Consider the following 24,022-nt stretch of genomic DNA (forward strand, 5'->3'; position numbering starts at 1 on the left):
GGGCTCGAACTCGAAGCCGACCTTGCCGTCCTTGGCGTTCCACACCAAAAACGCCTTGAACTTGCGCCGCGTCTTGTTCGACACGAAGTTCTCGAGCAGATCGGTCTTGCCGCCGTGCAGCAGCTTGCCCATCTGCTCGTGCGCAATGGGTTGCTGCAGGATGATCTTGCCGCTCTTGAAGTCGCAGGTGGTGTGCGCGCCCACGCTGTGCTCGCAGACGTAGCTGGTGCCATGTTCGTAGACGTGGCCCTGGCACTTGGGGCAGGTGCCCAGCGAGGTCTGCCCGCTGAAGTCCACCGGCTCGCCGTCGCCCTCGGCCTTCTTGGCGTCTTCGCCGAAGTCGAATTCGAGCTTGTAGTTCTTGATCTCGTCGTCGAACGCCAGCTTCAGCTCGGCCGTGAAGGGCCAACCCGCCTTGGAGCGGAAGCCTTCGAGCGGGCCGATCTTGCGGTCGCGGATGAACTGCTCCACCTCGGCCAGCTCGAAGGTGCGCCCGCCCGGGCTCTTGCCGATCGAGAAGCCGCAGCCTTCGCCCTCGGCCGCCCCTGCCGGGCCGATGCAGCCGAAGCGGCGGTAGTTTTCTTTGACCACGCCGCCGCATTGCGGGCAGGGCGTGGCGAGCGTGGCGTAGTCGCCGGGGATGGTGTCGCGGTCGTACTCCTTGGCCTTTTGCACCACGCGTTGCGTCATGGCGGCGATCTCGGCCATGAAGGCGTCGCGGCTCAGGCGGCCCTTTTCCATCTCGGCGAGCTTGTGCTCCCAGTTGCCGGTGAGTTCGGGCTTGGTGAGGTCTTCAACGTCGAGGCCGCGCAGCAGCGTCATGAGCTGGAAGGCCTTGGCCGTCGGGATCAGCTCGCGGCCTTCGCGCACGATGTATTTTTCGAGGATCAGGCCTTCGATGATGGCGGCGCGCGTGGCCGGCGTGCCCAGGCCTTTCTCTTGCATCGCGGCCTTGAGCTCTTCGTCGTCGATCAGCTTGCCCGCGCCTTCCATCGCGCTCAGCAGCGTGGCTTCGGTGTAGCGAGCCGGCGGGCGGGTCTTGAGCGCGTTGGCGCTCACGTCTTCGTTGGTGACGCGCTCATTGGGCTGCACGGCCACCAGCGTGGCGTCGTCGTCTTGCGCCTCTTTGCCGTAGACGGCCAGCCAGCCGGGGTTGACCAGCACCTTGCCGTTGGTCTGGAAGTGATGCTCGGCGCCCGCTGCGGCGACCTTGGTGATGCGCGTGGTCACCATGAATTCGGCGCTCGGGTAGAACACCGCCAGGAAGCGCTTGACCACCATGTCGTAGAGCTTGGCTTCGGCCTCGGTCAACGAGCCCGGTGCTTGCAGCGTGGGGATGATGGCAAAGTGGTCTGACACCTTGGCGTTGTCGAACACGCGCTTGGTGGGCTTGATGTAGCCCTCCTTGAGTGCCTTCGCGGCGTGGGGCGACAAGGCCTTGAGCGGGCCGGGCAGGTCGCCCTCGGCCAGCATGCCGACGGTCTGCTTGACGGTGGTCAGATAGTCTTCGGGCAGGGCGCGCGAGTCGGTCCGCGGGTAGGTCAGGGCCTTGTGCTTTTCGTACAGGGCCTGCGCCAGACCCAGCGTGGTCTTGGCGCTGAAGCCGAAGCGCGAGTTGGCTTCGCGCTGCAGCGTGGTCAGGTCGTAGAGCAGCGGGCTGGCCTGCGTGCTGGGCTTGGCTTCTTCGGTGACGGTGCCGGTCTGGTTGCGCACGGCATCGGCAATGGCCTGGGCTTCGGCGGCGCTCCAGACGCGGTCGGCCTTCTGCTCGGCTTCGAGCGAACCTTCAGCCGCGTTCTTGTCCTTCTTGAAATTCGGGTTGAACCACTTGCCTTCGTAGCTGCCGGCCTGCGCGCCGAACGTGCCCTTGATTTCCCAGTAGTCGCGGAAGACGTGCTTGCGGATCTTTTCTTCGCGCTCGACCACGATGGACAGCGTCGGCGTCTGCACCCGGCCCACGGTGGTCAGGAAGAAACCGCCGTCGCGCGAGTTGAAGGCGGTCATGGCGCGCGTGCCGTTGATGCCCACCAGCCAGTCGGCCTCGGAGCGGCAGCGCGCCGCGTCGGCCAGCGGCAGCATCTGCTCGTCGGTGCGCAGCTTCTCGAAGCCCTCGCGAATGGCTTGCGGCGTCATGCTCTGCAGCCACAGGCGCCGCACGCCCTTGCCCAGGCCCTTGGCGCGCGTGGTGGCGGTGCTGTCCTGCGCGTATTGCGCGATCAGGCGGAAGATCAATTCACCTTCGCGCCCCGCGTCACAAGCGTTGATCAGCGTTTCGACATCCTTGCGCTTGATGAGCTTGACCAGCGCGTTGAGCCGGCCCTTGCTCTTGTCGATCGGGTTGAGATCGAAGTGCGGCGGGATCACCGGCAGGTTGGCGAAGCTCCACTTGCCGCGCTTGACGTCGAACTCTTCGGGCGCCTTGATCTCGACCAGGTGGCCGACGGCCGAGCTGACCACGTAGTGTTCGTTCTCGAAGTATTCGTCGTGCTTCTCGAACTTGCCGGTGGTGGGCGTGAGGGCGCGCACGATGTCTTGCGCGACCGATGGTTTTTCTGCGATGACCAGTGCTTTGCTCATAACTTGTTCTGTGTTGCCGGGCGCATCGCCGGGGGGGCGTGGAATCGCTACCCCTACAATGCGCCTCTCGCGCACGCGCTCACGCGCGCGCACCCATGAATTCACTGTATCCAAAGCTGTCGATGACGCAAGCGCGCTCCGCCAAGTCCCCCCAACAAGCCGTTGTGAAAACCGCTTCTCTCAACGGAGCCGCCAAGCCGGACGCCTCTTCGACCTCGGCCAGCCGACCCGGCCCCAGCGTGGTGGTCAAGCGATCGGGCGTGCATGGCAAGGGCGTCTTCGCCAACCGCGACTTCAAGCGCGGCGAGGTGATCATCGAATACAAAGGCGAGATCATCACTTGGGACGAAGCCCTAAGGCGTCACCCGCACGACCCCAGCGATCCGAACCACACGTTCTACTTCCATCTCGACGATCAGTTCGTCATCGATGGCAAGCACCACGGCAATGCCGCCAAGTGGATCAACCACGCCTGCGCGCCCAATTGCGAGGCCGATCAGCAGGGCAACAAGGTGTTCATCAAGGCACGCCGCGCCATCAAGGCCGGCACCGAGTTGTTCTACGACTACGGCCTGGTGATCGACGAGCCGCTCACGGCCAAGCTGAAAAAAGAGTACCGCTGCCTGTGCGGCAGCCCCAAGTGCCGGGGCACGTTGCTCGTCGGCCGCATGTGATGGCCGGGGCGACACGGGCTTGAGCATGCCGCACGCCGCCCTGCACGCGAGCTTCGCGCGCGCGGCCGAAACCCTCTGGCCGGTGCTCGACGAGCTCGTGCCGGGCGTGAGCATCGAGGTCGTCGCCCAGACCGACTCCACCAACAGCCAGCTGCTGCAGCGCGCCCGCGCGGGCGACGCCAGCCCCACCGTGATGGTGGCGCTCGAGCAGACCGCCGGGCGCGGCCGTCAGGGGCGCCGCTGGCACGCGGCGCCGGGGGACTCGCTGACCTTTTCGCTCGCGCTGCCGTGGGCGTCGCCCTTCGGGGTCGGGGGCGATGCCGGCCCGGCACTGTCCGGCCTGTCGTTGGCGGTGGGCGTGGCCCTGGCCGAGGTGCTCGACCCCGCCGTGCGGCTCAAGTGGCCCAACGATCTGTGGCTGCAGGGGCGCAAGCTGGGCGGCATCCTCATCGAGATCACCCCGGCGGGCGCGACGGCGCAGCGCGTGGTGGTGGTGGGCGTGGGGCTCAACATCGCGATCGCGTCGCCCGTTGCCGAGGCCCTGGTGCCATCCGTGACCGGCCCGGCGCCGATGGCCGTGGCGGCGTTGCAGGAGGTGGACCCGCTGGCCACGGCGGCGCGGGTCTTCGAGCGCGTGGTGCCGGCCTTGCTGCGGGCCTGGAAGCTGTTTTCGATCAGCGGCTGGAGCGCCTTTGCGCCACGTTTCGCGCAGCGCGACGCCTTGTTGGGCGAGCCCGTGCAGTTGTGGCAGGGCGCCGAGGTAGTCGGCGAAGGACGGGCACAGGGCGTGGACGGCCAAGGCCGCCTGCTCGTGCATACTGCGCACGGCCTGCAAGCGTGGTCCAGCGGCGAGGTGAGTGCCCGCCCTGGTCTGCGCAGCGCACCCCCTCCCTCATCAGCCTAGGTTGATCCGTCCATGTTGCGTGCCCTGGTTCTGCTGCTGTTCCTGGCCAATCTGCTGTTCTATCTCTGGATCCAGGGTTGGCTGACCTCGGTGGTGGGCGTGCAGCCGGGCGGCCAACATGAACCCGAGCGCATGGCGCGTCAGGTGCACCCCGAGGCGGTTCGCGTGCTGCCACCCGAATCGGCCAGCGCGGCGGCGTCCGGTGCGTCGGGCGTGGCTGAATCGCCCGTTGCCGCGTCGGCCGCCAGCGGGCCCGCCGATGTCGCCTCGGCGGCGTTCGCAACCGCCAGCAGCGTCGCCACGGCGGCTTCGGTGGTTCAGCCCGTGCCGGGCACGCTGGCCTGCCTGGAGGCCGGGCCGTATTCGCTGGCCGAGCGCATCCAGGTCGAAGGCAAGCTCAAGACCGTGTTGAAGCCGGGCGACTGGATGGACGTGACGCGCGAGCGCCCCGGCATCTGGATGGTCTACATGGGCCGCTACGCCACCGAAGAGCTGCTGCGCAAGAAAGTGGACGAGATCAAGCGCATCCACCTCGACTACACCGTGGTCAACGCGCCGGCCGAGCTGGCCTGGGGCTTGTCGCTGGGGCGTTACGAGGTGCGAGCCGACGCCGACGCCGCCTTGGCCAAGCTCACGCAGCGCGGCGTGCGCTCGGCCCGGCTGGTGCCCGTGCGGCCGACCGACTCAGGCCACTTTCTGCGCGTGTTGCGGGCCGATGGCGCCATGCAAACGGCGCTCGACGGCTTGCCCGCCGCCACCTGGCTGGGGCAGCGGCTCAAGCCTTGCGGGAGCGTGGAGCCCTGAACGTGCGGGCCGTGGCGGCGGAGGCGCTAGCCAGGCCGATCAGCGCCAGCGCGCCGAACGCGCCACCGCCTCCGCCGTGGTTTTCAGCCGGGCCGGTGGTCGTGGCGGCCGATACGGAATCTTGCGTGCTGTTGGTGTTGGCTTTGGCCAGGCGCACTTCGTTGCTGTCGATGTTTTGCGCTGCAGGTGGAGGCGGCGTGGCGCCGTTCGCATACTGCAAGGCGCGGTCGGCGTCGAGGATGCCTGCGCCGCAAGTGTTCGTGGTGCAGATGCAGCGCCCCGGATTGCTGGACGAGCATTCGGCGATGAGGTTTGCTGATGAGATCACGTGCGGCCGGACGCTCGCTGTCAGGGCGGTGGTGATGGTTTGCACGTCCAGAGCAGGTTGCGCACCTCGCATCAAGGCCACCGTTGCCGACACGATGGGAGCGGCCATGCTGGTGCCGGCGTAGTAGTAATAGCCGCGCAGATCACTGGATGCGGTGGTTTTGCCGGCGTTGCCCAAGGTCACGATGCCGTCATCGCCCAGATAGGGGCCCCAGACGCCTGCGGGTTCCGTGTTCGACGGCGGGTCGCGGTATCTCGGGTCGCCGCCCACGGTGGCAATGGTGACGGCGGTGCCGAAGTTCGAATAGTTGGCCTTGAAGCCATCGCGGTTCAGCGCGGCCACCGAAATGACGTTGGCGCAATTGGCCGGGCGAGACACCGCGCCGTGCTCATTGCCGGCGGCCACCACCACCACCACGCCGTTGGTGCGCAGCGTGTTGATAGCGTGCTGGTAGAGGTAATCGCAGGAGCCCGCGCCGCCAAAGCTCAGATTGATGACGTCAGCACGTTTCACATTGCTGTTGTCTACTCCAGCCACCCAATTCATCGCGTCGATGATGTCCGACTCCCACGCGCCGCACTTGCCGGCAACGCGAACCGGCATGATGCGTACACCCCAGTTGGCGCCCGCGATGCCTTTGCCGTTGTCGGCGTGCGCGGCGATTATTCCGGTCACGGCCGTGCCGTGCCACGAACTGTCGGCGACCGTGCAATTGGCGTAGGCCACGGGGGCGGCGTCTTTTTCGGCTTGGGTCAGGTAGTCGCCGGGGTCGGTGGTGTCGTTGGCGTTGCCGTCGATCGGGCCGAGGCCGCCGCTGCTGCTGACGCTGTGGTGAAAATTCTGCCCGGCCACCAGCCGGCTGGTGTCCAGATCCTCATGGCTGATGAGCCCGGTGTCCAGCACGGCCACGATGGGGCCGCTGCTTCCGGTCGTGCCGCCGGCCCAGGCTGGCAGCAAATTGGGGGCTCCGCGCAAACGTTGCGGCAACGGGTCGCTGCTCGTCCCGCCGGCCGCGTACGCCCACCATTGGGTGCCCCCCGAGCCGTTGTTGAAATACGGATCGTTGGGTGGAACCGCCTGCAAATGCTCGCGCTCGTTCGGCACCGCCCACTCCACCGCCCCGCTGGCCACGAGTTGCCGCGCCAGCAGCTGCGCCTGCTCGTGGCTGATGACTTGCTCGGTGCCCACGTGATGCAGCATGCCGCCTGGCAGGGCGCGGTGCGCCACGCCGCCCAAGCCGACGCGCTGCATGGCGGCCTGCAGTCGGGCGTGGCCCAGCGCCGCGGGTCGGGCGGCCAGCGCCTGGGCGCGGGCATCGGTCGTGGCCGTGCTGGCGGAGGCTTCGGGCTTGAGCTTGACGATCAGACCCCAGGCGGGGTCGCCTCCGGCGATCGTGGACGTGCTCATCAGCGCCAGGGCGCCACACAACAGAATGCGTTTGAACATGACAGATTGGGCGCCCGGCGGTCTGGTTGTTGATGTGGTGATGGCAGACAGGCGTGCCGCATTATGCAGATGCCGCGCGACCCAAGAAAAAGCCCCGCCGGGCGAGGGCGGGGCTGTGCGGAGGGGGCAGCAAGCCGGGGCTTGCTTGGCGCGGTCGCCTTACTTGGCGATCACGCGGGCCATTTCGAGGCACTTGTTCGAGTAGCCCCACTCGTTGTCGTACCAGGCGACGATCTTCAAGAAGGTCTTGTCGAGCGCGATGCCCGCTTCGGCGTCGAACACCGAGGTGCACGATTCGCCACGGAAGTCGGTGGCCACGACCTTGTCTTCGGTGTAGCCCAGCACGCCCTTCATGGCGCCTTGCGAGGCGGCCTTCATGGCGGCGCAGATTTCGTCGTAGCCGGCTTCCTTGTTGAGCTCGACGGTGAGATCGACCACCGACACGTCCGACGTGGGCACGCGGAACGACATACCGGTCAGCTTCTTGTTGAGCTCGGGGATCACCACGCCCACGGCCTTGGCGGCGCCGGTGCTGCTGGGAATGATGTTCTCGAGGATGCCGCGACCGCCGCGCCAATCTTTGTTGCTCGGGCCGTCCACCGTTTTTTGCGTGGCGGTTGCCGCGTGCACGGTGGTCATCAGGCCGCGCTTGATGCCCCAGGTGTCGTTGAGCACCTTGGCCACCGGGGCCAGGCAGTTGGTGGTGCACGAAGCGTTCGAGATGATGGTCTGGCCGGCGTAGGTCTTGTCGTTCACGCCGTAGACGAACATCGGGGTGTCGTCCTTGCTGGGGGCCGACATGATGACCTTCTTGGCGCCGGCCTTGATGTGGGCTTCAGCCGTTTCCTTGGTCAGGAACAGGCCGGTCGATTCGATGACGATGTCGGCGCCGACTTCGTCCCACTTCAGCTCGGCCGGGTTCTTCACGGCGGTCAGGCGGATCTTTTTGCCGTTGACAACCAGCGTGTTGCCGTCCACCGAGACTTCGCCCTTGAAGCGGCCGTGCACCGAGTCGTACTTCAGCATGTAAGCCAGGTAGTCGGGCTCGAGCAGGTCGTTGATGCCGACGATTTCGATGTCGTTGGCGAAGTTCTGCACCGCGGCGCGGAACACCATGCGGCCGATGCGGCCGAAGCCGTTGATACCAATCTTGATGGTCATGTCAGGGTCCTCAGAGATAAAGCAAACAAAACAAAGAACTCGATGATCAGCCGCGGCCCAACACCACTTTCACGGTGTCGGCGACGTTCTCGGCGGTGAAGCCGAACAGCTTGAACAGCGCGCCGGCGGGGGCCGATTCGCCGTAGGTGTCGAGGCCCACGACGGCCGCGCAGCCGTACTTCCACCAGCCGTCGGTCACGCCGGCTTCAACGGCGATGCGCGGCACGCCGGCCGGCAGCACGCTGGCCTTGTACTCGGGGCTCTGGCGGTCGAACACGGTGTTCGAGGGCATCGACACCACGCGCACGGCGATGCCTTGCTTGGCCAGCGCGGCTTGCGCGTGCAGGGCCAGCTGCACCTCGGAGCCGGTGCCGATGATCACGGCCTGGGGCTTCTTCTTGAGGCCGACCTCTTCGGGCTCGGCCAGCACGTAGGCACCCTTGGTGATGTCGTCGGCGTCTTGCTTGGGCAGGTAGGGCAGGTTCTGGCGCGACAGCAGCAGCGCGCTGGGGCGGCGCGGGTTGGCCAGGGCCATGGTCCAGGCCACCACGGTCTCGGTGGTGTCGGCGGGGCGCCAGACGTCGAGGCCGGGGATCAGGCGCAGGCTGGCGGCGTGTTCAACCGATTGGTGCGTGGGGCCGTCTTCGCCCAGGCCGATGGAGTCGTGCGTGAACACATGCACCACGCGCTGCTTCATCAGCGCGGCCATGCGGATGGCGTTGCGGCTGTAGTCAGAGAACGTGAGGAAGGTGCCACCGTAGGGGATGTAGCCGCCGTGCAGCGCCACGCCGTTCATGATGGCGGCCATGCCGAACTCGCGCACGCCGTAGTTGATGTGGCGGCCGAGTTGGCCGTCCACGGCCACGGCGGCGCCGTGTGCGTCAAAGCGCACCGGCAGCGTGCTCTTGGTGTTGGTGAGGTTCGAGCCGGTGAGGTCGGCCGAGCCGCCCAGCAGTTCGGGCACGGCGGCGGTGAAGGCTTCGAGCGCGATCTGGCTGGCCTTGCGCGTGGCCACGGTCTCGGCCTTGTCGTGCGCGGCGGCCACGGCCTTGACGGCGGTTTCGGCGAAGTCGGCGGGCAGCACGCCGGCCATGCGGCGTTCGAACTCGGTGGCCAGCTCGGGGTGGGCGGCGCGGTAGAGCGCGAACTTGGCGTCCCAGCCCGATTGGGCCTCGTTGCCGGCCACGGTGGCGTCCCAGGCGGCGTAGACCGACTCGGGGATCTCGAACGGCGCGTGCGTCCAGCCGATGCTTTCGCGGGTCAGCTTGATCTCGTCGGGGCCGAGCGGCTCGCCGTGGGCCTTGGCGGTGTTGGCGCGGTTGGGCGAGCCCTTGCCGATGGCGGTCTTGCAGACGATCAGCGTCGGGGTTTCGGTGCTGCGCTTGGCCTTGGTGAGGGCGGCGTCAATCGCGTCCACGTCGTGGCCGTCAACGGGGCCGATCACCTGCCAGCCGTAGGCCTCGAAGCGCTTGGGCGTGTCGTCGATGAACCAGGGGGCGACCTGGCCGTCGATCGAGATGCCGTTGTCGTCGTACAGGGCGATCAGCTTGTTGAGCTTCCAGGCGCCGGCCAGCGCGCAGGCTTCGTGGCTGATGCCTTCCATCAGGCAGCCGTCGCCCAGGAAGGCGTAGGTGTGGTGGTTGACCACGTCGTGACCGGGGCGGTTGAACTCGGCGGCCAGCAGCTTCTCGGCCAGCGCCATGCCCACCGCGTTGGTGATGCCCTGGCCCAGCGGGCCGGTGGTGGTTTCGATGCCCGGGGTGATGCCGACTTCGGGGTGGCCCGGCGTCTTGCTGTGCAGCTGGCGGAAGGCCTTGAGCTCTTCGATCGGCAGGTCGTAGCCGGTCAGGTGCAGCAGCGCGTAGATCAGCATCGAGCCGTGGCCGTTGCTGAGCACGAAGCGGTCGCGGTCGGCCCAGGTGGGGTCGGCCGGGTTGTGCTTGAGGTGGCGGCTCCAGAGCGCCACGGCGATGTCGGCCATGCCCATGGGGGCGCCGGGGTGGCCGGAGTTGGCTTGTTGAACGGCGTCCATCGCCAGGGCGCGGATCGCGTTGGCCATGTCGGTGGGGTTGCGCAGGGGGTCCTGGGCCGGATTCGCCATGAAGGTGCCTCGTGGGTTGGGTTCTTGCCGCGCCGTGCGACGCGGGTCGATGACGGAAGGGCGGTGCTGCCTGCGCCCGAGCGGCGCGGTGGCTGCAGAACCCGAGATTTTACCGGCCCCACGGATAATCCCGATCCGGTCGCGGCGCGCTTTCTTGCCGACGCCGCCGGCTTCGGTTGTGTACTTGTTGACACGGGTCAAATTCATTCATGCACGGACTGCATCTCATCGCCGATCTCACGGGCTGTCCGCCGGCTAACCCGGCCATGACCGACGCCGCCGCGCTGCGGGCCATGTGCGTGGCGGCCGTGGCCGAGGTGGGCTTGCGCGCCGTGGCCGAGTGCTTTCATTCGTTTGCCGACGCGGCCGGGGCAGCCGGCACCCCCACCTCGGGCGTGACCGGCATGGTGCTGCTGGCCGAGTCGCACCTGGCGGTGCATACCTGGCCCGAGCTGGGCGCGGTCACGCTCGACGTCTACGTGTGCAACCGCGGCACCGACCACAGCGCGCAGGCGCGGCGCCTGCTGCAGACGCTGGTGGCGGCCTTCGACCCGCTGCAGGTGCGGCAGCAAGGCGTCGTGCGCGGCGATCTCGAATCCGGGTTGACCGGACCTGGCCAATCGGCCGCTTCATTGGCTTGACTCGACGATGTTCAACCTCCCCGCCCTGATCCTGGCCGCTGGCCGCGGCGAGCGCATGCGCCCGCTGACCGACATCACGCCCAAGCCGCTGCTGCGCGTGCGCGGTCGCCCCCTGATCGAATGGCATCTGATGGCCCTGGCCCGCGACGGCGTGCGCGACGTGATCATCAACACCGCCTGGCTCGAAGACGAATTCCCGCGCACGCTGGGCGACGGCTCGCGCTGGGGGCTGCGCATCCGCTACTCGACAGAAGGCCGCGACCACGGCGGCGCGCTCGAAACCGCCGGCGGCATCGTCAAGGCGCTGCCCTGGCTCACCGAGGCCGGCAACGACGCCTTCTGGGTGGTGGCGGGCGACATCTACATGCCCGAGTGGCGCTTCGATGCCGGCCTGGCGCGCGAATTCGCCAGCAGCACCGCCCTGGGCCACTTCATGCTGGTGCCCAACCCCGCGCACCACGCCGGCGGCGACTTCGGCCTCGACGCCGAGGGCTGGCTGGTGCCGCACGACCAGGCGCGCGTGCGCTGGAACTTCGGCGGGGCCTGCCTGTGCCGCGCCGAGCTGTTCGACGGCGTGCCTCTGGGCGTGAAGATGCCGCTGCGCCCGGTGATGGAGCGCGGCATTGCCGAGCGGCGCATCAGCGGCGAGGTCTACACCGGCGAGTGGGTCAACGTGGGCACGCCGCAGCAGCTCGATGAGCTGATCTGACGCCTGGCGGGGCGTTGCCCGGCATCTGCAGCCATAAAGCGCGACACCGCCTGGCAGCGGGTCGCCCCTGATCTACCGGGCTTGTACCAGTGCGGCGCGCTCGTTTGAGCGGTATCAACGCAAGCGGGCGGCGGGCCCTTAGCCTGCGCGCTCGTTTGTCCATTTGAATCATGAACTGGAGGATTGCAATGCGTAGCTTTCGTGCTTGGTGTGTGGCCGGCTTGATGTTGTTGCTGGGCGGGGCGGCTCAGGCGGCCGACAACTGGGAGGTGATTCGTCAAGGTGGTGCCGGGCGCGAAGACATCGCGTCGTGGGTGCGGCCGGTGCAAGGAATGTCGGTCAAGGCGTTTCGCGGCGTGACCGAGATCCATGCCAATGCCTACGTCCTGCTGGCCGTGCTGGCCGACACGCGCAATCTGTCCAACTGGATCTACCAGGGGCAGTTTTCCGAGCACCCGGCCAACCTGCCGCCGGACAACATCTACATGCGCTTCAACGGCATCTGGCCGGCCTCCGATCGTGACGTGCTGTTTCGCACCACGGTCACCCAGGACGGCGAAGCGGTGGTGGTCGAGAGCAACAACGTGGACGGCATGGCCGTGAACAGCAGCTACGTGCGGGTGGCCAAGCTCCACAACACGTTCCGGCTGGTGCCGCTCAAGGGCGGCTGGACGCGCGTCGAGTTTGAAACCCTGGTGGATCTGGGGGGCATGGTGCCGAGCTGGCTGGCCAACCTGGTGTCCACCAAGGCGCCGCTGGTGACCCTGCAAGGCATGCAGCAGCAGGCCAAGAAGCCGGCCTATCAGGGCAAGACGGGAGCCGACCTGCCTCAGCAGTACAGCCGCGACGGCCGCCTCGTGCTGCCCGAGTGGCACCTCAAGGGCACCGAGCCCTGAGGTCGATCAGGGGGCCGGCGCGCGGTGCAGCAGCTCGGCCTGCAGACGTTCGAGCCGCTCGCGTATCGACGCGCCCACGTTGATCTGCGGGTTCGAATAGCCGTCTGACTTGTGCGCGGCGGTTTCGCGCTTGCGAATCAGCTCGCGCGCCGCCGCGTGCGCCTGCTCGAACGACAGCGTGTGGCGGCGCAGTTGCTCGTCGAACACCGCGCGGCCAAAGAAGGTCAGCTCCGATTCGCGGCCGCAGCCGTAGGCGGTGTGCGAGGCGTCCGACGCCGTCATGACCAGCGTGTGCGGCTCGGCCAGCGGCTTGACCCAGGTGCCCGAGTAGCAGGCCGACACCGAGATCACGCGGTTGCGGATGCCCGCCTCGTCGAGCCAGGCCCGCAGCAGCCACGGCGTGACGGGCTCCACCGTCATCGGCCAGAAGCCCGCGAACAGCTCGCCGTCTTGCGCGCCATGCGACGTGAGGTGGATGAACAGCACGTCTTCGTCGCGATCCATCAGCTTGGCGATGTGCTGCAAGGTGCGCTGCAGGTTCTTGCGCGTCGCCCAGGGCCATTGATCGGTGGTGCTCACGCTGTTGACGAGCTGGATGCCGCGGCCGCGCGCATCGAAGCGCTGCGCCATCACGTCGGCCACCATCTTGCTTTCTTTGCGGAACACGTCTTCGTCCGAGTAGGGCGCGAAGGTGATGGCGTAGACATCGACCACGCCGGGGCGTTGCGGTTGCAGCTCGCTCAACCGCTTGGCGAGCAGCATGGGCTGGGCCTCCATCACGTCTTGCGTCAGCACCAGGTCGGGCGGCGGGGGCGGCGCGGGCTTGGTGCCTTTGCGCGCGAGCGCCGGGCTGGCGCTGCACGCCAGGGCCAACGTCAATGTCAGTGTCAACAAGAGGGCCCAGGTTTGGCGCGACTTCATGAGCGGATCTCCAGATGGCGGGCCGCCAGATGCCCGCGGGTGAACGCTTCTTCAAACACCGAGTAGGCCGACAGATCGCCGTGCGCAAAGTGCAGCCGGCCCTGCGGCTCGGCCAGCGCCTGCAAGGCCGGGTGGCTGCGCAGGCCCGGCGTGGGCACGCACATGGCGTGGCCGTGGCGCATCAGGTCGATGTGCTGCACCTTGTGTGGCAGGTCCGGGTGGGCCGTGGCCAGGTCGGCGAGCACCGCCTGCGCCCAGGTTTGCCAGGGGGATTGCAGCAGGCGCTGGCGGTTGGCGATCAGCTCGGCCGGCGCGTTGCCGCCTAGCGCCCAGTAGTGCGTGAGCACGGTGGGCTGCGCCTCGGGCACTTCGGTCAGGCTCTGATGCTGGGCGTTGACGTAGCCCAGCGCGGGGCTGCTTGCGATCACGTTGTCCCAGGCCAGCGGCGGGCCGTTGCGGGGCAGCAGCGGCTCGCGCAGCTGCAGATTGCTCACGAGCCAGGGCGCATAACGCATCAGCGGGGCGATGGTTTGCAAGGCGGTCGGGGCGGCGTCGATCACGCGGGCGGCCACGAACAGCGGCAGCGCGACGATCACGTGCTGCGCGGTCCAGCGCTCGATGCAGGACTGCGCGGGCTGCCACGCGTCGAGCGTCACCTCGTGCCGGCCGGGGCGGATGCGGGTGACGACGCGGCCGGTGCACAGGCGCTCGCCCAGCGGCTGCGCCAGGTGCTGCACCAGCCACGCGTTGCCTTGCGGCCAGGTCAGGATGCCGCCTTCGTCGGGCGCGTCGGCCGCGTCATCGTCAACCGGGGCATGGAAGCCGTGACGGCTTGCGAAGTAATGCAGCCCGGCCCAGGCCGACACTTGCGCGAGCCCGGCGCCAAAGTCATCGCGGCAGCAGTAGTCGAGATACCAGAGCAGGTTGGTGTCGTTCAAGCCGTGAGCCTGCAGCCACGACGCAAAGGTCTGTTGGTCGAGCGCCGTGAGCGCCGCGTTCCAGCGGGCACGCAAGGTGGGCAGGGCGAAGGCGCGCGGGCCCAGCGCCTGCGCTTCGCGCACCGCTTGCGCGAAGCGGCGGTATTGCTGGCGGGCGGGCTCGCTGGTGGCGCGCGGCAGCAGGCCGTCTTGCCAATGGCCTTCAGGCTGGCTCGACCCCGCCGCAGCCGGCACGAAGAGCCGCTCCTGCGGGCTGTGGCAGAGCATGCGTTCGTCGTACACCGTGCGGCCGTGCACCTGGCACGCCACGCCGATCTCGTGCAGCCAGTCGCTCACCTCGGTGGCGGCCTCGCCCGGCGTGGGCAGGTAGTGCGCGCCGAGTGGGCAGCCGATGCCGGCCAGCGTGTGGCCGCGGCTGTTGCCACCGGCGGCGTCTTCGAGTTCGAGCACCACGAAGTCGTCGATGCCGCGCTGGCGCAGGGCGCGGGCGGCGGACAGGCCCGCGATGCCGCCACCCACGATGGCGACCGACACGCGGCGGTTCGCGCCGTTGCAGGCGGCGCTGGGCGTGCGCCCGTCGCGCAGCGCGTGGCCGCGCGCGGGGGCGTCACCCAGCCAGCCGCCGGTGTAGCTCGGCGGGGCGGGCGGCGTGCAGCCACTCAGCCAGCTGGCCAACCACGGTGCCGCTGCGACGCCCTGAATCACCGTGCGCCGCTTCATTGGTGCACCTGCCCCCACTCCTCTTCGAAGGTCTGCACCAGCACCTGGTTGCTCAGGCGATTGGGTTGCGCCGGCACGCGGGCCATGTCGGGCGGAAAGTCGAACAGCAGCGGCAGCGTCGGCGCGCTCAAGAAGCGCAGTCCGGCGGGCAGGGCCTTGGGCGGCGCCCAGGGCCGGTGGCTGGCCAGGATGAAGCCCCACTCGCCAAAGCTCGGCACGTGGGCGTGATACGCGGCGGTCTGCAAGCCGGCCGCTTCGAGCGTGGCGGCGACCGTCCAGAAACTCTTGCGCGCGATCAGCGGCGAGGTGGTTTGCACCACGGCGTAGCCGCTGGCGGCCAGATGCTGCTCGACCAGCTCGTAGAAGGTGGTCGTGTAGAGCTTGCCGATGGCGAAGTTGGTGGGGTCGGGGAAGTCGATGATGATGACGTCGAAGCGGTCGCCATCTCCGTCATGGTCGGCCTGATGCTGGTCGAGCCAGACGAAGGCGTCGGCGTTGACCACCTTGAGCTTGGGCGAGTTCAGCGCGTTGGCGTTGAGCCGGGTGAGCAGCGGCTGCTCGCGAAAGAGCTGCGTCATGCGCGGGTCGAGCTCGACCAGCGTGACGTGCTCGACGCTCGGGTACTTGAGCACCTCGCGCGCCGCCATGCCGTCGCCGCCGCCCAGTATCAGCACCCGCTTGGGCGCGCCGTGCGCTGCCATGGCCGGGTGCACCAGCGCCTCGTGGTAGCGGTATTCGTCGCGCGAATGAAACTGCAGGTTGCCGTTCAAGAACAGCCGCGTGCCCTTGCCCGGGTTGGGGCTGGCGGTGACGACGATGTGCTGATACGCCGTGTGCAGGTTGAAGACGATGCTGTCGCCGTAGAAGCGGTCTTCGGCCCACGAGGTGAGCTGGTCGGCCCGCGCCAGCGCGCCCAGCAGCGCCGCGATCACCAGCCCGCAGGCGCCGGCATGCGCGGCCAACCGCCGCACGCTGGCGCGAAACACCCACAGCGCCCACACGGCCACCACCGCGTTGAGCAGCCCGAAGAACACGCCGGCGCGCACCAGCCCCAGGTGCGGCACCAGCAGCAAGGGGAAGGCCAGCGACACCATCAGCGCGCCGAGGTAGTCGAAGGTGAGCACCTGCGACACCAGATCCTTCAGCGCATAACGTTCGCTGAAGTGGCGCTTGAGGATACGCATCACGAGCGGGATCTCCAGCCCCACCAGCACGCCCACCAGCCCGACGAGCACATACAAGGCCACCTCGAACGGCGCTTGTGAACTGACCGGGATGCTGCCGTGCACCGCGAACAGCGCCGCCGGCATCAGGCCGCCCACCAGCCCCACCAGCAGCTCGACGCGCAGGAAGTGCGACACCAGCTCGCGCTCGATGAAGCGCGACAGATACGAGCCCAGCCCCATCGCGAACAGGTAGCTGCCGATCACGGTGGAAAACTGCAGCACCGAGTCGCCCAGCAGATACGCCGCCAGCGCGCCCGCCGCCAGCTCGTAGACCAGCCCGCACGCCGCGATCACGAAGACCGAGGCGAGCAGCGCGACTTCGGTGGGGTGGATGCGGGCGGACGCGGTGGCGTGGGGGGCGGCGGCGTTATTTGTCACGACCGAAACCGGAGTCGGCCGACCACGCTCGGCTGTCGTCCGGGAAGGCCGTGGTCGTGGGGCGGAAGGTGTTGTTGGCCTGCTTGCTGCGCTCCATGGCCCGGCGGGCGCGGCGCATTTCCTTGCGGCGGCTGTGGCCGGTGCGCCAGATCGCGATGGCGACCACCACGGCGATCAACGCGGGAATGTAGTGCTGCGTGAAGGCCGCGAGCACGGCCAGGAACATGATGAGCAGAGCCAGCGCGTCAAGCATGGTGCGGTCTTTCTGAATGAGGTCAGCCGTGAATGGCGGCCGCCACGATCAGGCCGATGGCGATGCACATGGCCGCCACCACGATGGCCAGGGCCACATTCTGCTTCTCGACGATTTCGTCCCACAGGTGGTAGGGCGTGATCTTGTCGACGATGACGAAGCACAGCCAGAACACGAACACGCCGAGCAGCGCGAACAAGAACGACCCGACGAAGATGCCGGGCTTGAGCCATTCGATTCCCATCATGATGCTTGCTCCTTGAATCGGTTGTCGCCTACTTGTGGCCGCCGCCCGAGCTGTAGCCACCCCACGAGCTGCCGGTGTTGCCGTAGTAGTGTCCGCCACTGCTCGAACGTTGGCATTGTTGATATTCGGTGCTGGCCGCGCCATAGGTGTCGCGCACCTCGTCGCAGTCATCGCCGCCGCATTTGCGGATCAGGAGCAGCAGCACCACGATCACCGCCAGCCAGATCAGGATGGTCTTGAGCGTGCCCCAGGTGACGTTCGAGGGGCCGCCGTCGCGCGTCAAGGCCGCTTGCTGGCCACCGCCCAGGCCAAAGGCTTGCGCCACGGCGGCGGCCTGCAGGGTCTCGCCGGCCGACCACACCACCTCGCTGGCGCCGGCCTCGTGGGTCTCTTCGCGGTTGAGCCGCTTGCCGCTGTTGCCGCCGATGCCCTGGTAGTCGGTGTTGTAGGTGCGCTGGTTCTTGGCCAGCCGCCAGTAGAACTCGCCCAGCACGTAGGTGATCTGGCCGCTGTAGCCGTAGAGCTTGTGAAAGCCCACGCCGTCGAGCTCGACGCGGTCGTCGGACTTGCGCACCGGCACGCCGGTGAGGGGCTGCGTCCAGCTCCAGCCGTCTTCGGCGTCGACCAGCCACAAGAAGCCGGCGGTGCGGTTGTAGAGCAGGTATTCGCGCCAGGCGCTCTGCCAGTCGCCATCGCCGCCCGCGTCCACCTCGATGCGTTCGACGTAGCCCACCACCTGCCACGGCAGCGTCTGGCCCTTGATCGTCAGCTTGCCGACCTTGCCCAGCGGCAGCTGCGGCTCGTGCACGGCCGCATCGGCGTTGTCTTGCGCGTAGTAGGCCAGGTCGGCGCCCACGCCCTTCGACACATCGACCACCGCATGGCACTGCCCGCAGACGATCGATTGCGTGGTGCTGAGCCGGGGTTCGAGCGATGCGCCGCAGCTGGGGCATTCGACGCCCTGGCCCTTGAGCGACTTGTCGGTGTCGTTCTTGAGCCCGACGAGGCTCAGCTCGGCCAGCGTGATGCTGCGGCCCACGCTCCATTGCGGCTCGGCGTTGGTGGGCGTGGGGCGGTTGTCGAGCGTGGCGACTTCGCCTTGCGTGTTGCGCAGGTCGGTCACCACGAAGCTCGGGCCCGCGCCCTTGGCGGCGGTTGAGAGGCCGACCACCATCTGCGGCAATTCGCCTTCGGCCGTGTGCAGCGTGACCTGCGTCACCGAGCCCACCGACCATCGCTGGCCGCCCACGGTCAGCGGCTGGCCGGCGCGCAGCGTGCTCAGCTCGGGCGCGTCGGCGGGGCGGGGCGCGTCGAAGCTGAAGACGTAGTTGCCGTTGTCTTCGCTCAACCAACCGCTGCGACCGCTGTCGAACAGCGCATGCCACTCGTTCCAGGCGCCATCGGCGTAACGCATCTGGATGCGCCCAACCAGCGTGAACGCCGCGCCCTGCAACTTGCCCTGCGCGCCCAGTTGCAGCGGCGAGTGGTCGTCGAACAGCTCGGCGGCTTGCCCGATGCGGCGCAGCGCCTCGCCCTCGCGCAGCAGCGTCGAGCGGCAGAACGTGCACACCGCCATCGGCGACGCGGCCGAGCGGAAGTCCACCGGCGCGCCGCAGTTGGGGCACGCGGCGCGGTAGGCGCGTTGAGGGGAGTCTGTCGCCACGGGTTAAGGGGTCTGCCGATTGCTGGACGGATGAGCTGCGCTCGAGCTCATTTTGCGCAGGCGACCGACGTGTAGGCGCAATACACCACGCTGTCCCGATCCTTGTTGTTCCAGACTTCGCCGACCGATTTATCGCCCTTGCTTTGAGCACCGCCGATGCTGCCGCCCCACACCACCGGGTACTTCTCGCGGTAGAGCGTGCCGGTCACGACGATGGCAACGTGCCCGTTGTTGCGCGCGGGCTTGTGATCGGCTGCCTTGAGTCCTGCGATCACGAAGTAGCCGGCGGCAGCCTGCTTGGCCGCATCGATGCCCGAATCGAGTTTCTTCCAGCTCTTGCCGATTGCGTCAACGATGCCGTCTGCGTTGGCCGTTTCAGGGAGCGGGATGCCTAGTTTCTTGGCCACGGCTTTCACGAAGCCAGAGCAGTTGTTCTTGTTTTTCGTGCCCTTGAGGAATTCTTCTTCCCAACTGGCGGTGCACTGAGCGACGATGCATTGATCCAGGTTCGGCATATCGATTACTTTTTGCGGGGCACGGTTTTGATTATTTTTTCGGGCAGACAACGCTCATCGAGGCGTACCACGCTCATACCCCCGTGCTTGCCTGCCGTGCTGGTTCGCGTGATCTGGATGGTCGCCCCGTCAATGACCCAGGTCGCATTGGAAACATCCAGCGAGCGGCGCCGAGAGCAAGTCTTGGTGTCGTAAAAATTCAGCGCGTCGTTTGATCCGCTGAACTCGTGGGTGACCAGCACCGAGCCGTCGTGGCTGATGAAAACGGACTTGCGCGACCACACGCCGCCATCGATCGAGCAACTGGTTTTCGAGCGTCGGTCATGAACGATCAGCGGCGGTTCCGGAAAGGCCTCGACCGGCCCGTCGGTCTTGAAGTTGGAGAACTGCACCTCGATCAACTCAGTCGCTCCGACGTACACATCATTGCGGTCGGGCGCGATGGGCTCGATGGCGATGTGCTCCAGCATGCACGTACACGCGCTGGCTGAGCCGATTGCCATCGCAGCAAGAAGTCCGGTCAGGACTCGGGAGGGGCGGAGCCCGTTTGTGCGCGACATCAAGCAGTCTCAAACCAGTTTCTTCAGCAGCTCGGCCTTCTTGGCGTCGAACTCTTCCTGCGTCAGGATGCCCTTGGTCTTGAGGTCGGCCAGTTTTTCGAGCGTGGCGACCACGTCGTCGGCGCTCACGGCGACCGGTGCAGCGGCTGCAGCAGCGGGCGCAGCCTGCAAGCCTTGCTGCAGGTTCTGCGCGAGCACCTGGCCCAGCGCCACGCCGGCGCCCAGGCCCATGGCGTCGCCGGCCACGCCGCTGCCACCAGCGCCCGAAGCCATCTGCGGGATGGCTTGCGCGGTCTGGTACTGCATGAACTTGCCCATGTCCTGCCCGACCATGCCCATGCCGATCTTCTGGTCGAGGATCTTCTGCAGCTCGTCGGGCAGCGACACGTTCTGCAGCGTCACGTTCTCGAGCTTGATGCCGTACTTGGCGAAGGCCGGCGTGCCGGTGTCTTGCAGCGCTTGCGCGAACTTGGTCTGGTTGGCGGCGAGGTCGAGGAAGGGGATGCCGCTGGCGGCCACCGCCTCGGAGATGGTCTGCAGCATCAGCGCGCGCAGCTGGCCGTCGAGGTCGTTGACGGTATAGGTGTCGCGCGTGCCCGAGATCTCGGTATGGAAGAGCTTGGGGTCGGCCACGCGGTAGGCGTAGTTGCCGAAGGCGCGCAGGCGCACGGCGCCGAAGTCTTTGTCGCGGATGGTGACGGGTTGCGAGGTGCCCCAGCGCTGGTCGATCTGCTGGCGCGTGCTGAAGAAATAGACGTCGCTCTTGAAGGGCGAGGCGAAGGCCTTGTCCCAGTTCTTCAGGTTGGTGAGGATGGGCAGCGTCTGCGTGGTCAGCGTGTAACGGCCGGGGCCGAAGACGTCGGCCACCTTGCCTTCGTTGACGAACATCGCGACCTGCGATTCACGCACCGTGAGCGAGGCGCCGTTCTGGATTTCGCGGTCTTGAAACGGGTAGCGCCACGCGAGCACGCCGTCGGTGTCTTCCACCCATTCGATGACGTCTATGAATTGTTTCTTGACGAAATCCATCAGTCCCATGAATGCCTCCGGCGGTCGCTGACAATGATGGAATTCATCATAGCGGGTGGGCCTGTCCGTTGGGCTGGCGCCCCATCAAGGAGTGAGCAACATGACATCGACCGTCAACCTTCATCTGGCCGTCATCGGCGCCGGGCCGGTCGGGCTGGCGCTGGCCCTGCACGCGGCGCGGACGCTGCCGCAGGCCCGCGTCACGGTGTTCGATGCACGCCCGGCGGATCGCGATGTATCCGGCGACCCGCGCACGCTGGCGCTGTCGCTGGGCAGCGTGCAGACGCTGGAGCGGCTCGACGTGTGGCACGCCATCACGGCGGGTGGCGCGGTGGCCGACATCCGCGAGGTGCACGTCTCGCAGCAGCAACCGGCCTTGCTGCCGGGCCTGGTGGCCGAGGCACTGCCCAAGTTCCTGAGCGGCGTGGCGCAGGCGCTGGGCGAGGAGCCGCAGGTGTGCATCAAGGCGCTTGACGAAGGCGTGCCGCGCCTGGGGGCGGTGCTGCGTTACGGCACCCTTGTGGCGCCGCTGCAGGCCGCGTGGCTGGCCGCGCAGGCGCGCGAGCCCGATCGGCTGTTTACCCGCTTCGGCACGCCGGTGCGCGGCATCAAGGCCGAGCCCGACGGCGTGGAGCTCGACGCCGACATCGCCGAGGACTACGACCTGGCCGTGGTGGCCGAGGGCGGCGTGTTCGCCGACCAGCCCAAGAAGACTTGGCCCGATGGCTTGAGCCGCGACTACCGGCAGACCGCCTGGGTGGGCACCGTGACGCTGAGCCAGCCGCACAACGGCGTGGCCTACGAGCGCTTCACGCCGCAGGGGCCGATGGCCTTGCTGCCCTTGCCGCCCGAGCCCGGCGGGGTCGCGAACCGTGCCGCGCTGGTGTGGTGCGTGCCGAGCGACGACGACCCGGTGCAGGCACTGAACGACGAGCAGCGCCTGTTGCTGCTGGGCACCGTGGCGCATCCGCAGGTGGGGCCGCTGACGGCGCTGTCGCCGCTCAAGGCTTTTCCGCTCGGGCTCAACGTCGAGCGCAAGCTGGTGGACGGCCGCAGCGTGCGTATCGGCAACGCGGCGCAAACACTGCACCCGGTGGCCGGGCAGGGGCTGAATCTGGGGCTGCGCGACGTGGTCGAGCTGGTGCAGGTCTTGCAGCGCGAGCCGAGCCTCGACGCGGCCTTGGCGCGCTTCGGGCGCCGGCGCTTGCCCGACCGCTGGGCGCTGATCGGGGTGACCGACTTCTTGGCGCGCAGCTTCACCTGGCCGGTGCCCGCGCTGGCCACCGTGCGCGGCCTCGGGCTGGCGGCCTTGCAGCACGCCGGCGGGGTGAAGTCGCGCCTGGCGCGGGGGATGATGTTCGGGCTGCGTTGATCAGCCGCCCGGCGCGCTTGGCGTTCAGCGGGCGGTGGCCGGGCGGGTGAGCGTGTCGTCCAGCCCCAGCAGGCCCCGGCGGTAATCGGCGGCGGCCAGCTCGCCCACATACATGCGCAGCAGGATCTGGAACATCAGCTCGCTGTTCATGTATTCGATGCCGCCGGCGCTTTGCACCTTGCCGTTGAGGCGGCATTGGATGCCCTTGCCGGGCACCCAGTCGATGATCGACACGTCGCCCTTCTTGACTTGGCCGAGTCGGCCGTAGAGGTCGCCGATCTGGCCGACCTCGGTGATGAGCTGCTTGAACTCGGCCTCGGTGGCCACCGACTTGAAGTCCGACACGAAGTAGCGCGAGATCAGGCCGCCGTTGAGATCGCGCAGCACCGACAGCTGGATGCGCTTGGGCCCCTTGGCGTGGTACACGCATTCGAGCGTGCGGCACTTCTCGGCCAGGTACAGCGTGGTCACGTCGGTCTTGAAATAGCCGCGCTTGCGCGTGGCCGCGCCATTGAGCAGCAGCTTGGTGCCGCCCACGGTGGCGCTGTCTTCGATCTGCACGCCGTCCAGCTCGCCCACCACCTCGGCGCGAACGCTGGTGCTTGCCGCCCAGCTCAGAATGGCAATCGACAACCAGGCCAGGGTCTTGAATCTCATGGCTCGCATCCTTCACGCGTTGCAAAACCCAGCCTCGCCGGGCGATCGTTACGTGGATTTCGGCGCCTTGCTTGCTGGCCGGATCAGGGTTGACCCTAGGTTGGCGATGGGGGCGCGTGTCAGAGGACGCGGTGGGTGAGCGCCGGCAGCCGGGTACGCACCTCGTCTAGCCGCGCGCGGTTGAGCTCGGCCAGCGCCACGCCGGGGCCTTCGGGCTGCACGGCGAGCACGTCGCCCCAGGGGTCGATGACCATCGCGTGGCCCCAGGTGCGGCGGCCGTTTTCGTGCGTGCCGCCTTGCGCGGGGGCGATCACGTAGCACTGGTTCTCGACGGCGCGGGCGCGCAGCAGCAGCTCCCAGTGCGCCTGGCCGGTGGGGTGGGTGAAGGCGGCGGGCACGCACAGCACCTCGCAGGGGCCGCCGGCCTCGGGGCGCATCAGCGCGCGGTACAGCTCGGGGAAGCGCAGGTCGTAGCACACGCTCAGGCCGGTGCGCCAAGTCTGCCCGGCGCGGTCGGTGGCGGCAAAGGCGACGGGCTGCTTGCCGGCTTGCAGCGTGGCGGCTTCGTCGTAGCGCTGCTGGCCGTCGTCGAAGCGGAACAGGTGGATCTTGTCGTAGCGCGCCACGCGCTGGCCGTCGGGGCCCCAGACCAGCGTGCTGTTGAACACGCGCTCGGGCTGGCCCGGTTGACCGGGCTGGTGGGGCACTTGCAGCGGCAGCGTGCCGCCCATCAGCCAGATGCCGTGCTGGCGCGCGGCGGCGGCCAGCGCGTCTTGCAGCGGGCCGTGGCCATCGGGCTCGGCGATGGCGAGCTTGTCGGCGTCGCGCCGGCCCATCAGGCAGAAGTATTCGGGCAGGCCGACCAGCTCGGCGCCGGCGGCGGCCGCTTCGGCCACGAGGGCCAGGGCCTGTTGCAGGTTGTCGTCCACGCGCGGGGTGGACACCATCTGGATCGCGGCGACTTTCATGGCAGGGGGGCGAGCAATGGAGCAGGCCTTACTGTGCCACCGACGGCCGACTGGCGGACGGGGCCGCAGCGGGCGCCGAGGCGGGCTCCGACATGAAGGCGCCGGGGCTGGTGCCGGGGGCGTCTTCGACGCGCGGCGCGGCGGAGGTACGTTCGATGTGCTCGACCTTGGGGTCGACCCAGTTGCCGGTGATGCGCAACTCGCGCGTGCCGGCCTCGGCCAGCGGCTTGCGCAGCAGGTATTGCGCCACGAAGGTGCCCAGGCCCACCACCGGGTTGATGGCCGCGTAGGCCAGCGAGGCCGCGCCGGCGTTGATCTCGGGCACGATCCAGAC

The 24,022-nt window shown here is 67.9% G+C and carries 23 protein-coding genes; 7 read left to right on the forward strand and 16 right to left on the reverse strand.

Annotation, left to right across the window (positions count from 1 at the left end):
- A partial coding sequence (locus ACE3SS_RS10755; protein ID WP_374593754.1) for a DNA topoisomerase III occupies positions 1-2,577 on the reverse strand: 2,577 nt, incomplete at its 3' end.
- A 164-nt stretch (positions 2,578-2,741) separates the two neighbouring features.
- Between ACE3SS_RS10755 and ACE3SS_RS10760 the strand changes: the two genes are divergently transcribed.
- The 3 genes from ACE3SS_RS10760 to ACE3SS_RS10770 are packed head-to-tail and all read left to right on the forward strand — an operon-like array spanning position 2,742 to position 4,959.
- A complete protein-coding gene (locus tag ACE3SS_RS10760; protein WP_374593756.1) occupies positions 2,742-3,251 on the forward strand; it encodes an SET domain-containing protein in 510 nt (169 codons plus the stop codon).
- Between the two features lie 25 nt (positions 3,252-3,276).
- Positions 3,277-4,155: a biotin--[acetyl-CoA-carboxylase] ligase gene (locus ACE3SS_RS10765; RefSeq protein WP_374593758.1), complete on the forward strand. Its 879-nt coding sequence runs from the start codon at positions 3,277-3,279 to the stop codon at positions 4,153-4,155.
- Positions 4,156-4,167: 12 nt separating this feature from the next.
- Entirely contained in the window at positions 4,168-4,959 is a 792-nt protein-coding gene (locus ACE3SS_RS10770) for an SPOR domain-containing protein (protein ID WP_374593760.1), read from the forward strand.
- Here ACE3SS_RS10770 and ACE3SS_RS10775 read toward each other — a convergent pair.
- From ACE3SS_RS10775 to tkt, 3 genes are all read right to left on the reverse strand, one after another.
- The gene (locus tag ACE3SS_RS10775; RefSeq protein WP_374593762.1) at positions 4,931-6,733 is read right to left on the reverse strand and encodes a S8 family serine peptidase; all 1,803 of its coding nucleotides are present in this window, start codon (positions 6,731-6,733) and stop codon (positions 4,931-4,933) included. The genes ACE3SS_RS10770 and ACE3SS_RS10775 overlap by 29 nt on opposite strands.
- A 159-nt stretch (positions 6,734-6,892) precedes the next feature.
- Positions 6,893-7,894, reverse strand: a complete 1,002-nt coding sequence (gene gap / locus ACE3SS_RS10780) for a type I glyceraldehyde-3-phosphate dehydrogenase (RefSeq protein ID WP_374593764.1) — start codon at positions 7,892-7,894, stop codon at positions 6,893-6,895.
- Positions 7,895-7,940: 46 nt separating this feature from the next.
- Positions 7,941-9,995: a transketolase gene (gene tkt, locus ACE3SS_RS10785; RefSeq protein WP_374593766.1), complete on the reverse strand. Its 2,055-nt coding sequence runs from the start codon at positions 9,993-9,995 to the stop codon at positions 7,941-7,943.
- A gap of 209 nt (positions 9,996-10,204) precedes the next feature.
- Between tkt and speD the strand changes: the two genes are divergently transcribed.
- The 3 genes from speD (at position 10,205) to ACE3SS_RS10800 (ending at position 12,241) form a co-directional block, all read left to right on the forward strand.
- Positions 10,205-10,636, forward strand: a complete 432-nt coding sequence (gene speD, locus ACE3SS_RS10790) for an adenosylmethionine decarboxylase (protein ID WP_374593768.1) — start codon at positions 10,205-10,207, stop codon at positions 10,634-10,636.
- 7 nt (positions 10,637-10,643) lie between these two features.
- Positions 10,644-11,345: an N-acetylmuramate alpha-1-phosphate uridylyltransferase MurU gene (murU, locus tag ACE3SS_RS10795; protein ID WP_374593770.1), complete on the forward strand. Its 702-nt coding sequence runs from the start codon at positions 10,644-10,646 to the stop codon at positions 11,343-11,345.
- Between the two features lie 188 nt (positions 11,346-11,533).
- Positions 11,534-12,241, forward strand: coding sequence for an START domain-containing protein (locus ACE3SS_RS10800; protein ID WP_374593772.1), 708 nt, complete (start codon positions 11,534-11,536; stop codon positions 12,239-12,241).
- A 6-nt stretch (positions 12,242-12,247) separates the two neighbouring features.
- Here ACE3SS_RS10800 and ACE3SS_RS10805 read toward each other — a convergent pair whose 3' ends face one another.
- From ACE3SS_RS10805 to ACE3SS_RS10845, 9 genes are all read right to left on the reverse strand, one after another.
- Entirely contained in the window at positions 12,248-13,162 is a 915-nt protein-coding gene (locus ACE3SS_RS10805) for a C13 family peptidase (protein WP_374593774.1), read from the reverse strand.
- Positions 13,159-14,820, reverse strand: a complete 1,662-nt coding sequence (locus ACE3SS_RS10810; RefSeq protein WP_374593776.1) for an FAD-dependent oxidoreductase — start codon at positions 14,818-14,820, stop codon at positions 13,159-13,161. Before ACE3SS_RS10810 ends, ACE3SS_RS10805 begins: the two co-directional genes overlap by 4 nt.
- Complete coding sequence (locus ACE3SS_RS10815) at positions 14,817-16,424, reverse strand: polyamine aminopropyltransferase (RefSeq protein WP_374593778.1); 1,608 nt, start codon at positions 16,422-16,424, stop codon at positions 14,817-14,819. The genes ACE3SS_RS10810 and ACE3SS_RS10815 overlap by 4 nt, the downstream gene beginning before the upstream one ends.
- Positions 16,414-16,677, reverse strand: coding sequence for a hypothetical protein (locus ACE3SS_RS10820; protein ID WP_374593780.1), 264 nt, complete (start codon positions 16,675-16,677; stop codon positions 16,414-16,416). Before ACE3SS_RS10820 ends, ACE3SS_RS10815 begins: the two co-directional genes overlap by 11 nt.
- Positions 16,678-16,699: 22 nt before the next feature.
- Entirely contained in the window at positions 16,700-16,921 is a 222-nt protein-coding gene (locus ACE3SS_RS10825) for a DUF350 domain-containing protein (RefSeq protein WP_374593798.1), read from the reverse strand.
- A 31-nt stretch (positions 16,922-16,952) separates the two neighbouring features.
- Complete coding sequence (locus ACE3SS_RS10830) at positions 16,953-18,587, reverse strand: DUF4178 domain-containing protein (RefSeq protein ID WP_374593782.1); 1,635 nt, start codon at positions 18,585-18,587, stop codon at positions 16,953-16,955.
- A 47-nt stretch (positions 18,588-18,634) separates the two neighbouring features.
- On the reverse strand, positions 18,635-19,153 hold the full coding sequence (locus ACE3SS_RS10835; RefSeq protein ID WP_374593784.1) for a hypothetical protein: 519 nt from the start codon (positions 19,151-19,153) through the stop codon (positions 18,635-18,637).
- Positions 19,108-19,572: a hypothetical protein gene (locus ACE3SS_RS10840; RefSeq protein ID WP_374593786.1), complete on the reverse strand. Its 465-nt coding sequence runs from the start codon at positions 19,570-19,572 to the stop codon at positions 19,108-19,110. Before ACE3SS_RS10840 ends, ACE3SS_RS10835 begins: the two co-directional genes overlap by 46 nt.
- A 99-nt stretch (positions 19,573-19,671) precedes the next feature.
- A complete protein-coding gene (locus tag ACE3SS_RS10845; protein ID WP_374593788.1) occupies positions 19,672-20,700 on the reverse strand; it encodes an SPFH domain-containing protein in 1,029 nt (342 codons plus the stop codon).
- Positions 20,701-20,791: 91 nt separating this feature from the next.
- Between ACE3SS_RS10845 and ACE3SS_RS10850 the strand changes: the two genes are divergently transcribed.
- On the forward strand, positions 20,792-22,063 hold the full coding sequence (locus ACE3SS_RS10850) for an FAD-dependent monooxygenase (protein ID WP_374593790.1): 1,272 nt from the start codon (positions 20,792-20,794) through the stop codon (positions 22,061-22,063).
- Between the two features lie 24 nt (positions 22,064-22,087).
- Here the strand turns inward: ACE3SS_RS10850 and ACE3SS_RS10855 are convergent, their stop codons facing one another.
- From ACE3SS_RS10855 to ACE3SS_RS10865, 3 genes are all read right to left on the reverse strand, one after another.
- Positions 22,088-22,720: a chalcone isomerase family protein gene (locus tag ACE3SS_RS10855; protein WP_374593792.1), complete on the reverse strand. Its 633-nt coding sequence runs from the start codon at positions 22,718-22,720 to the stop codon at positions 22,088-22,090.
- A gap of 119 nt (positions 22,721-22,839) precedes the next feature.
- Positions 22,840-23,688, reverse strand: coding sequence for a carbon-nitrogen hydrolase family protein (locus ACE3SS_RS10860; protein WP_374593794.1), 849 nt, complete (start codon positions 23,686-23,688; stop codon positions 22,840-22,842).
- A 28-nt stretch (positions 23,689-23,716) separates the two neighbouring features.
- On the reverse strand, positions 23,717-24,022 hold a 306-nt coding region (locus ACE3SS_RS10865; RefSeq protein ID WP_374593796.1), incomplete at its 5' end, for an AsmA-like C-terminal region-containing protein.

Origin of the sequence: Aquabacterium sp., assembly GCF_041915145.1 — a bacterium.
GTDB lineage: Bacteria > Pseudomonadota > Gammaproteobacteria > Burkholderiales > Burkholderiaceae_C > Aquabacterium.

What these genes read in the sequence shown, in the direction of transcription:
- ACE3SS_RS10765 (WP_374593758.1), top strand. Translation starts at nt 3,277, where the DNA reads ATGCCGCACGCCGCCCTGCACGCGAGCTTCGCGCGCGCGGCCGAAACC.
- ACE3SS_RS10770 (WP_374593760.1), top strand. Translation starts at nt 4,168, where the DNA reads ATGTTGCGTGCCCTGGTTCTGCTGCTGTTCCTGGCCAATCTGCTGTTC.
- ACE3SS_RS10775 (WP_374593762.1), bottom strand. Translation starts at nt 6,733, where the DNA reads ATGTTCAAACGCATTCTGTTGTGTGGCGCCCTGGCGCTGATGAGCACG.
- gap (WP_374593764.1), bottom strand. Translation starts at nt 7,894, where the DNA reads ATGACCATCAAGATTGGTATCAACGGCTTCGGCCGCATCGGCCGCATG.
- tkt (WP_374593766.1), bottom strand. Translation starts at nt 9,995, where the DNA reads ATGGCGAATCCGGCCCAGGACCCCCTGCGCAACCCCACCGACATGGCC.
- speD (WP_374593768.1), top strand. Translation starts at nt 10,205, where the DNA reads ATGCACGGACTGCATCTCATCGCCGATCTCACGGGCTGTCCGCCGGCT.
- murU (WP_374593770.1), top strand. Translation starts at nt 10,644, where the DNA reads ATGTTCAACCTCCCCGCCCTGATCCTGGCCGCTGGCCGCGGCGAGCGC.
- ACE3SS_RS10800 (WP_374593772.1), top strand. Translation starts at nt 11,534, where the DNA reads ATGCGTAGCTTTCGTGCTTGGTGTGTGGCCGGCTTGATGTTGTTGCTG.
- ACE3SS_RS10805 (WP_374593774.1), bottom strand. Translation starts at nt 13,162, where the DNA reads ATGAAGTCGCGCCAAACCTGGGCCCTCTTGTTGACACTGACATTGACG.
- ACE3SS_RS10810 (WP_374593776.1), bottom strand. Translation starts at nt 14,820, where the DNA reads ATGAAGCGGCGCACGGTGATTCAGGGCGTCGCAGCGGCACCGTGGTTG.
- ACE3SS_RS10820 (WP_374593780.1), bottom strand. Translation starts at nt 16,677, where the DNA reads ATGCTTGACGCGCTGGCTCTGCTCATCATGTTCCTGGCCGTGCTCGCG.
- ACE3SS_RS10825 (WP_374593798.1), bottom strand. Translation starts at nt 16,921, where the DNA reads ATGGGAATCGAATGGCTCAAGCCCGGCATCTTCGTCGGGTCGTTCTTG.
- ACE3SS_RS10840 (WP_374593786.1), bottom strand. Translation starts at nt 19,572, where the DNA reads ATGCTGGAGCACATCGCCATCGAGCCCATCGCGCCCGACCGCAATGAT.
- ACE3SS_RS10845 (WP_374593788.1), bottom strand. Translation starts at nt 20,700, where the DNA reads ATGGGACTGATGGATTTCGTCAAGAAACAATTCATAGACGTCATCGAA.
- ACE3SS_RS10850 (WP_374593790.1), top strand. Translation starts at nt 20,792, where the DNA reads ATGACATCGACCGTCAACCTTCATCTGGCCGTCATCGGCGCCGGGCCG.
- ACE3SS_RS10855 (WP_374593792.1), bottom strand. Translation starts at nt 22,720, where the DNA reads ATGAGATTCAAGACCCTGGCCTGGTTGTCGATTGCCATTCTGAGCTGG.
- ACE3SS_RS10860 (WP_374593794.1), bottom strand. Translation starts at nt 23,688, where the DNA reads ATGAAAGTCGCCGCGATCCAGATGGTGTCCACCCCGCGCGTGGACGAC.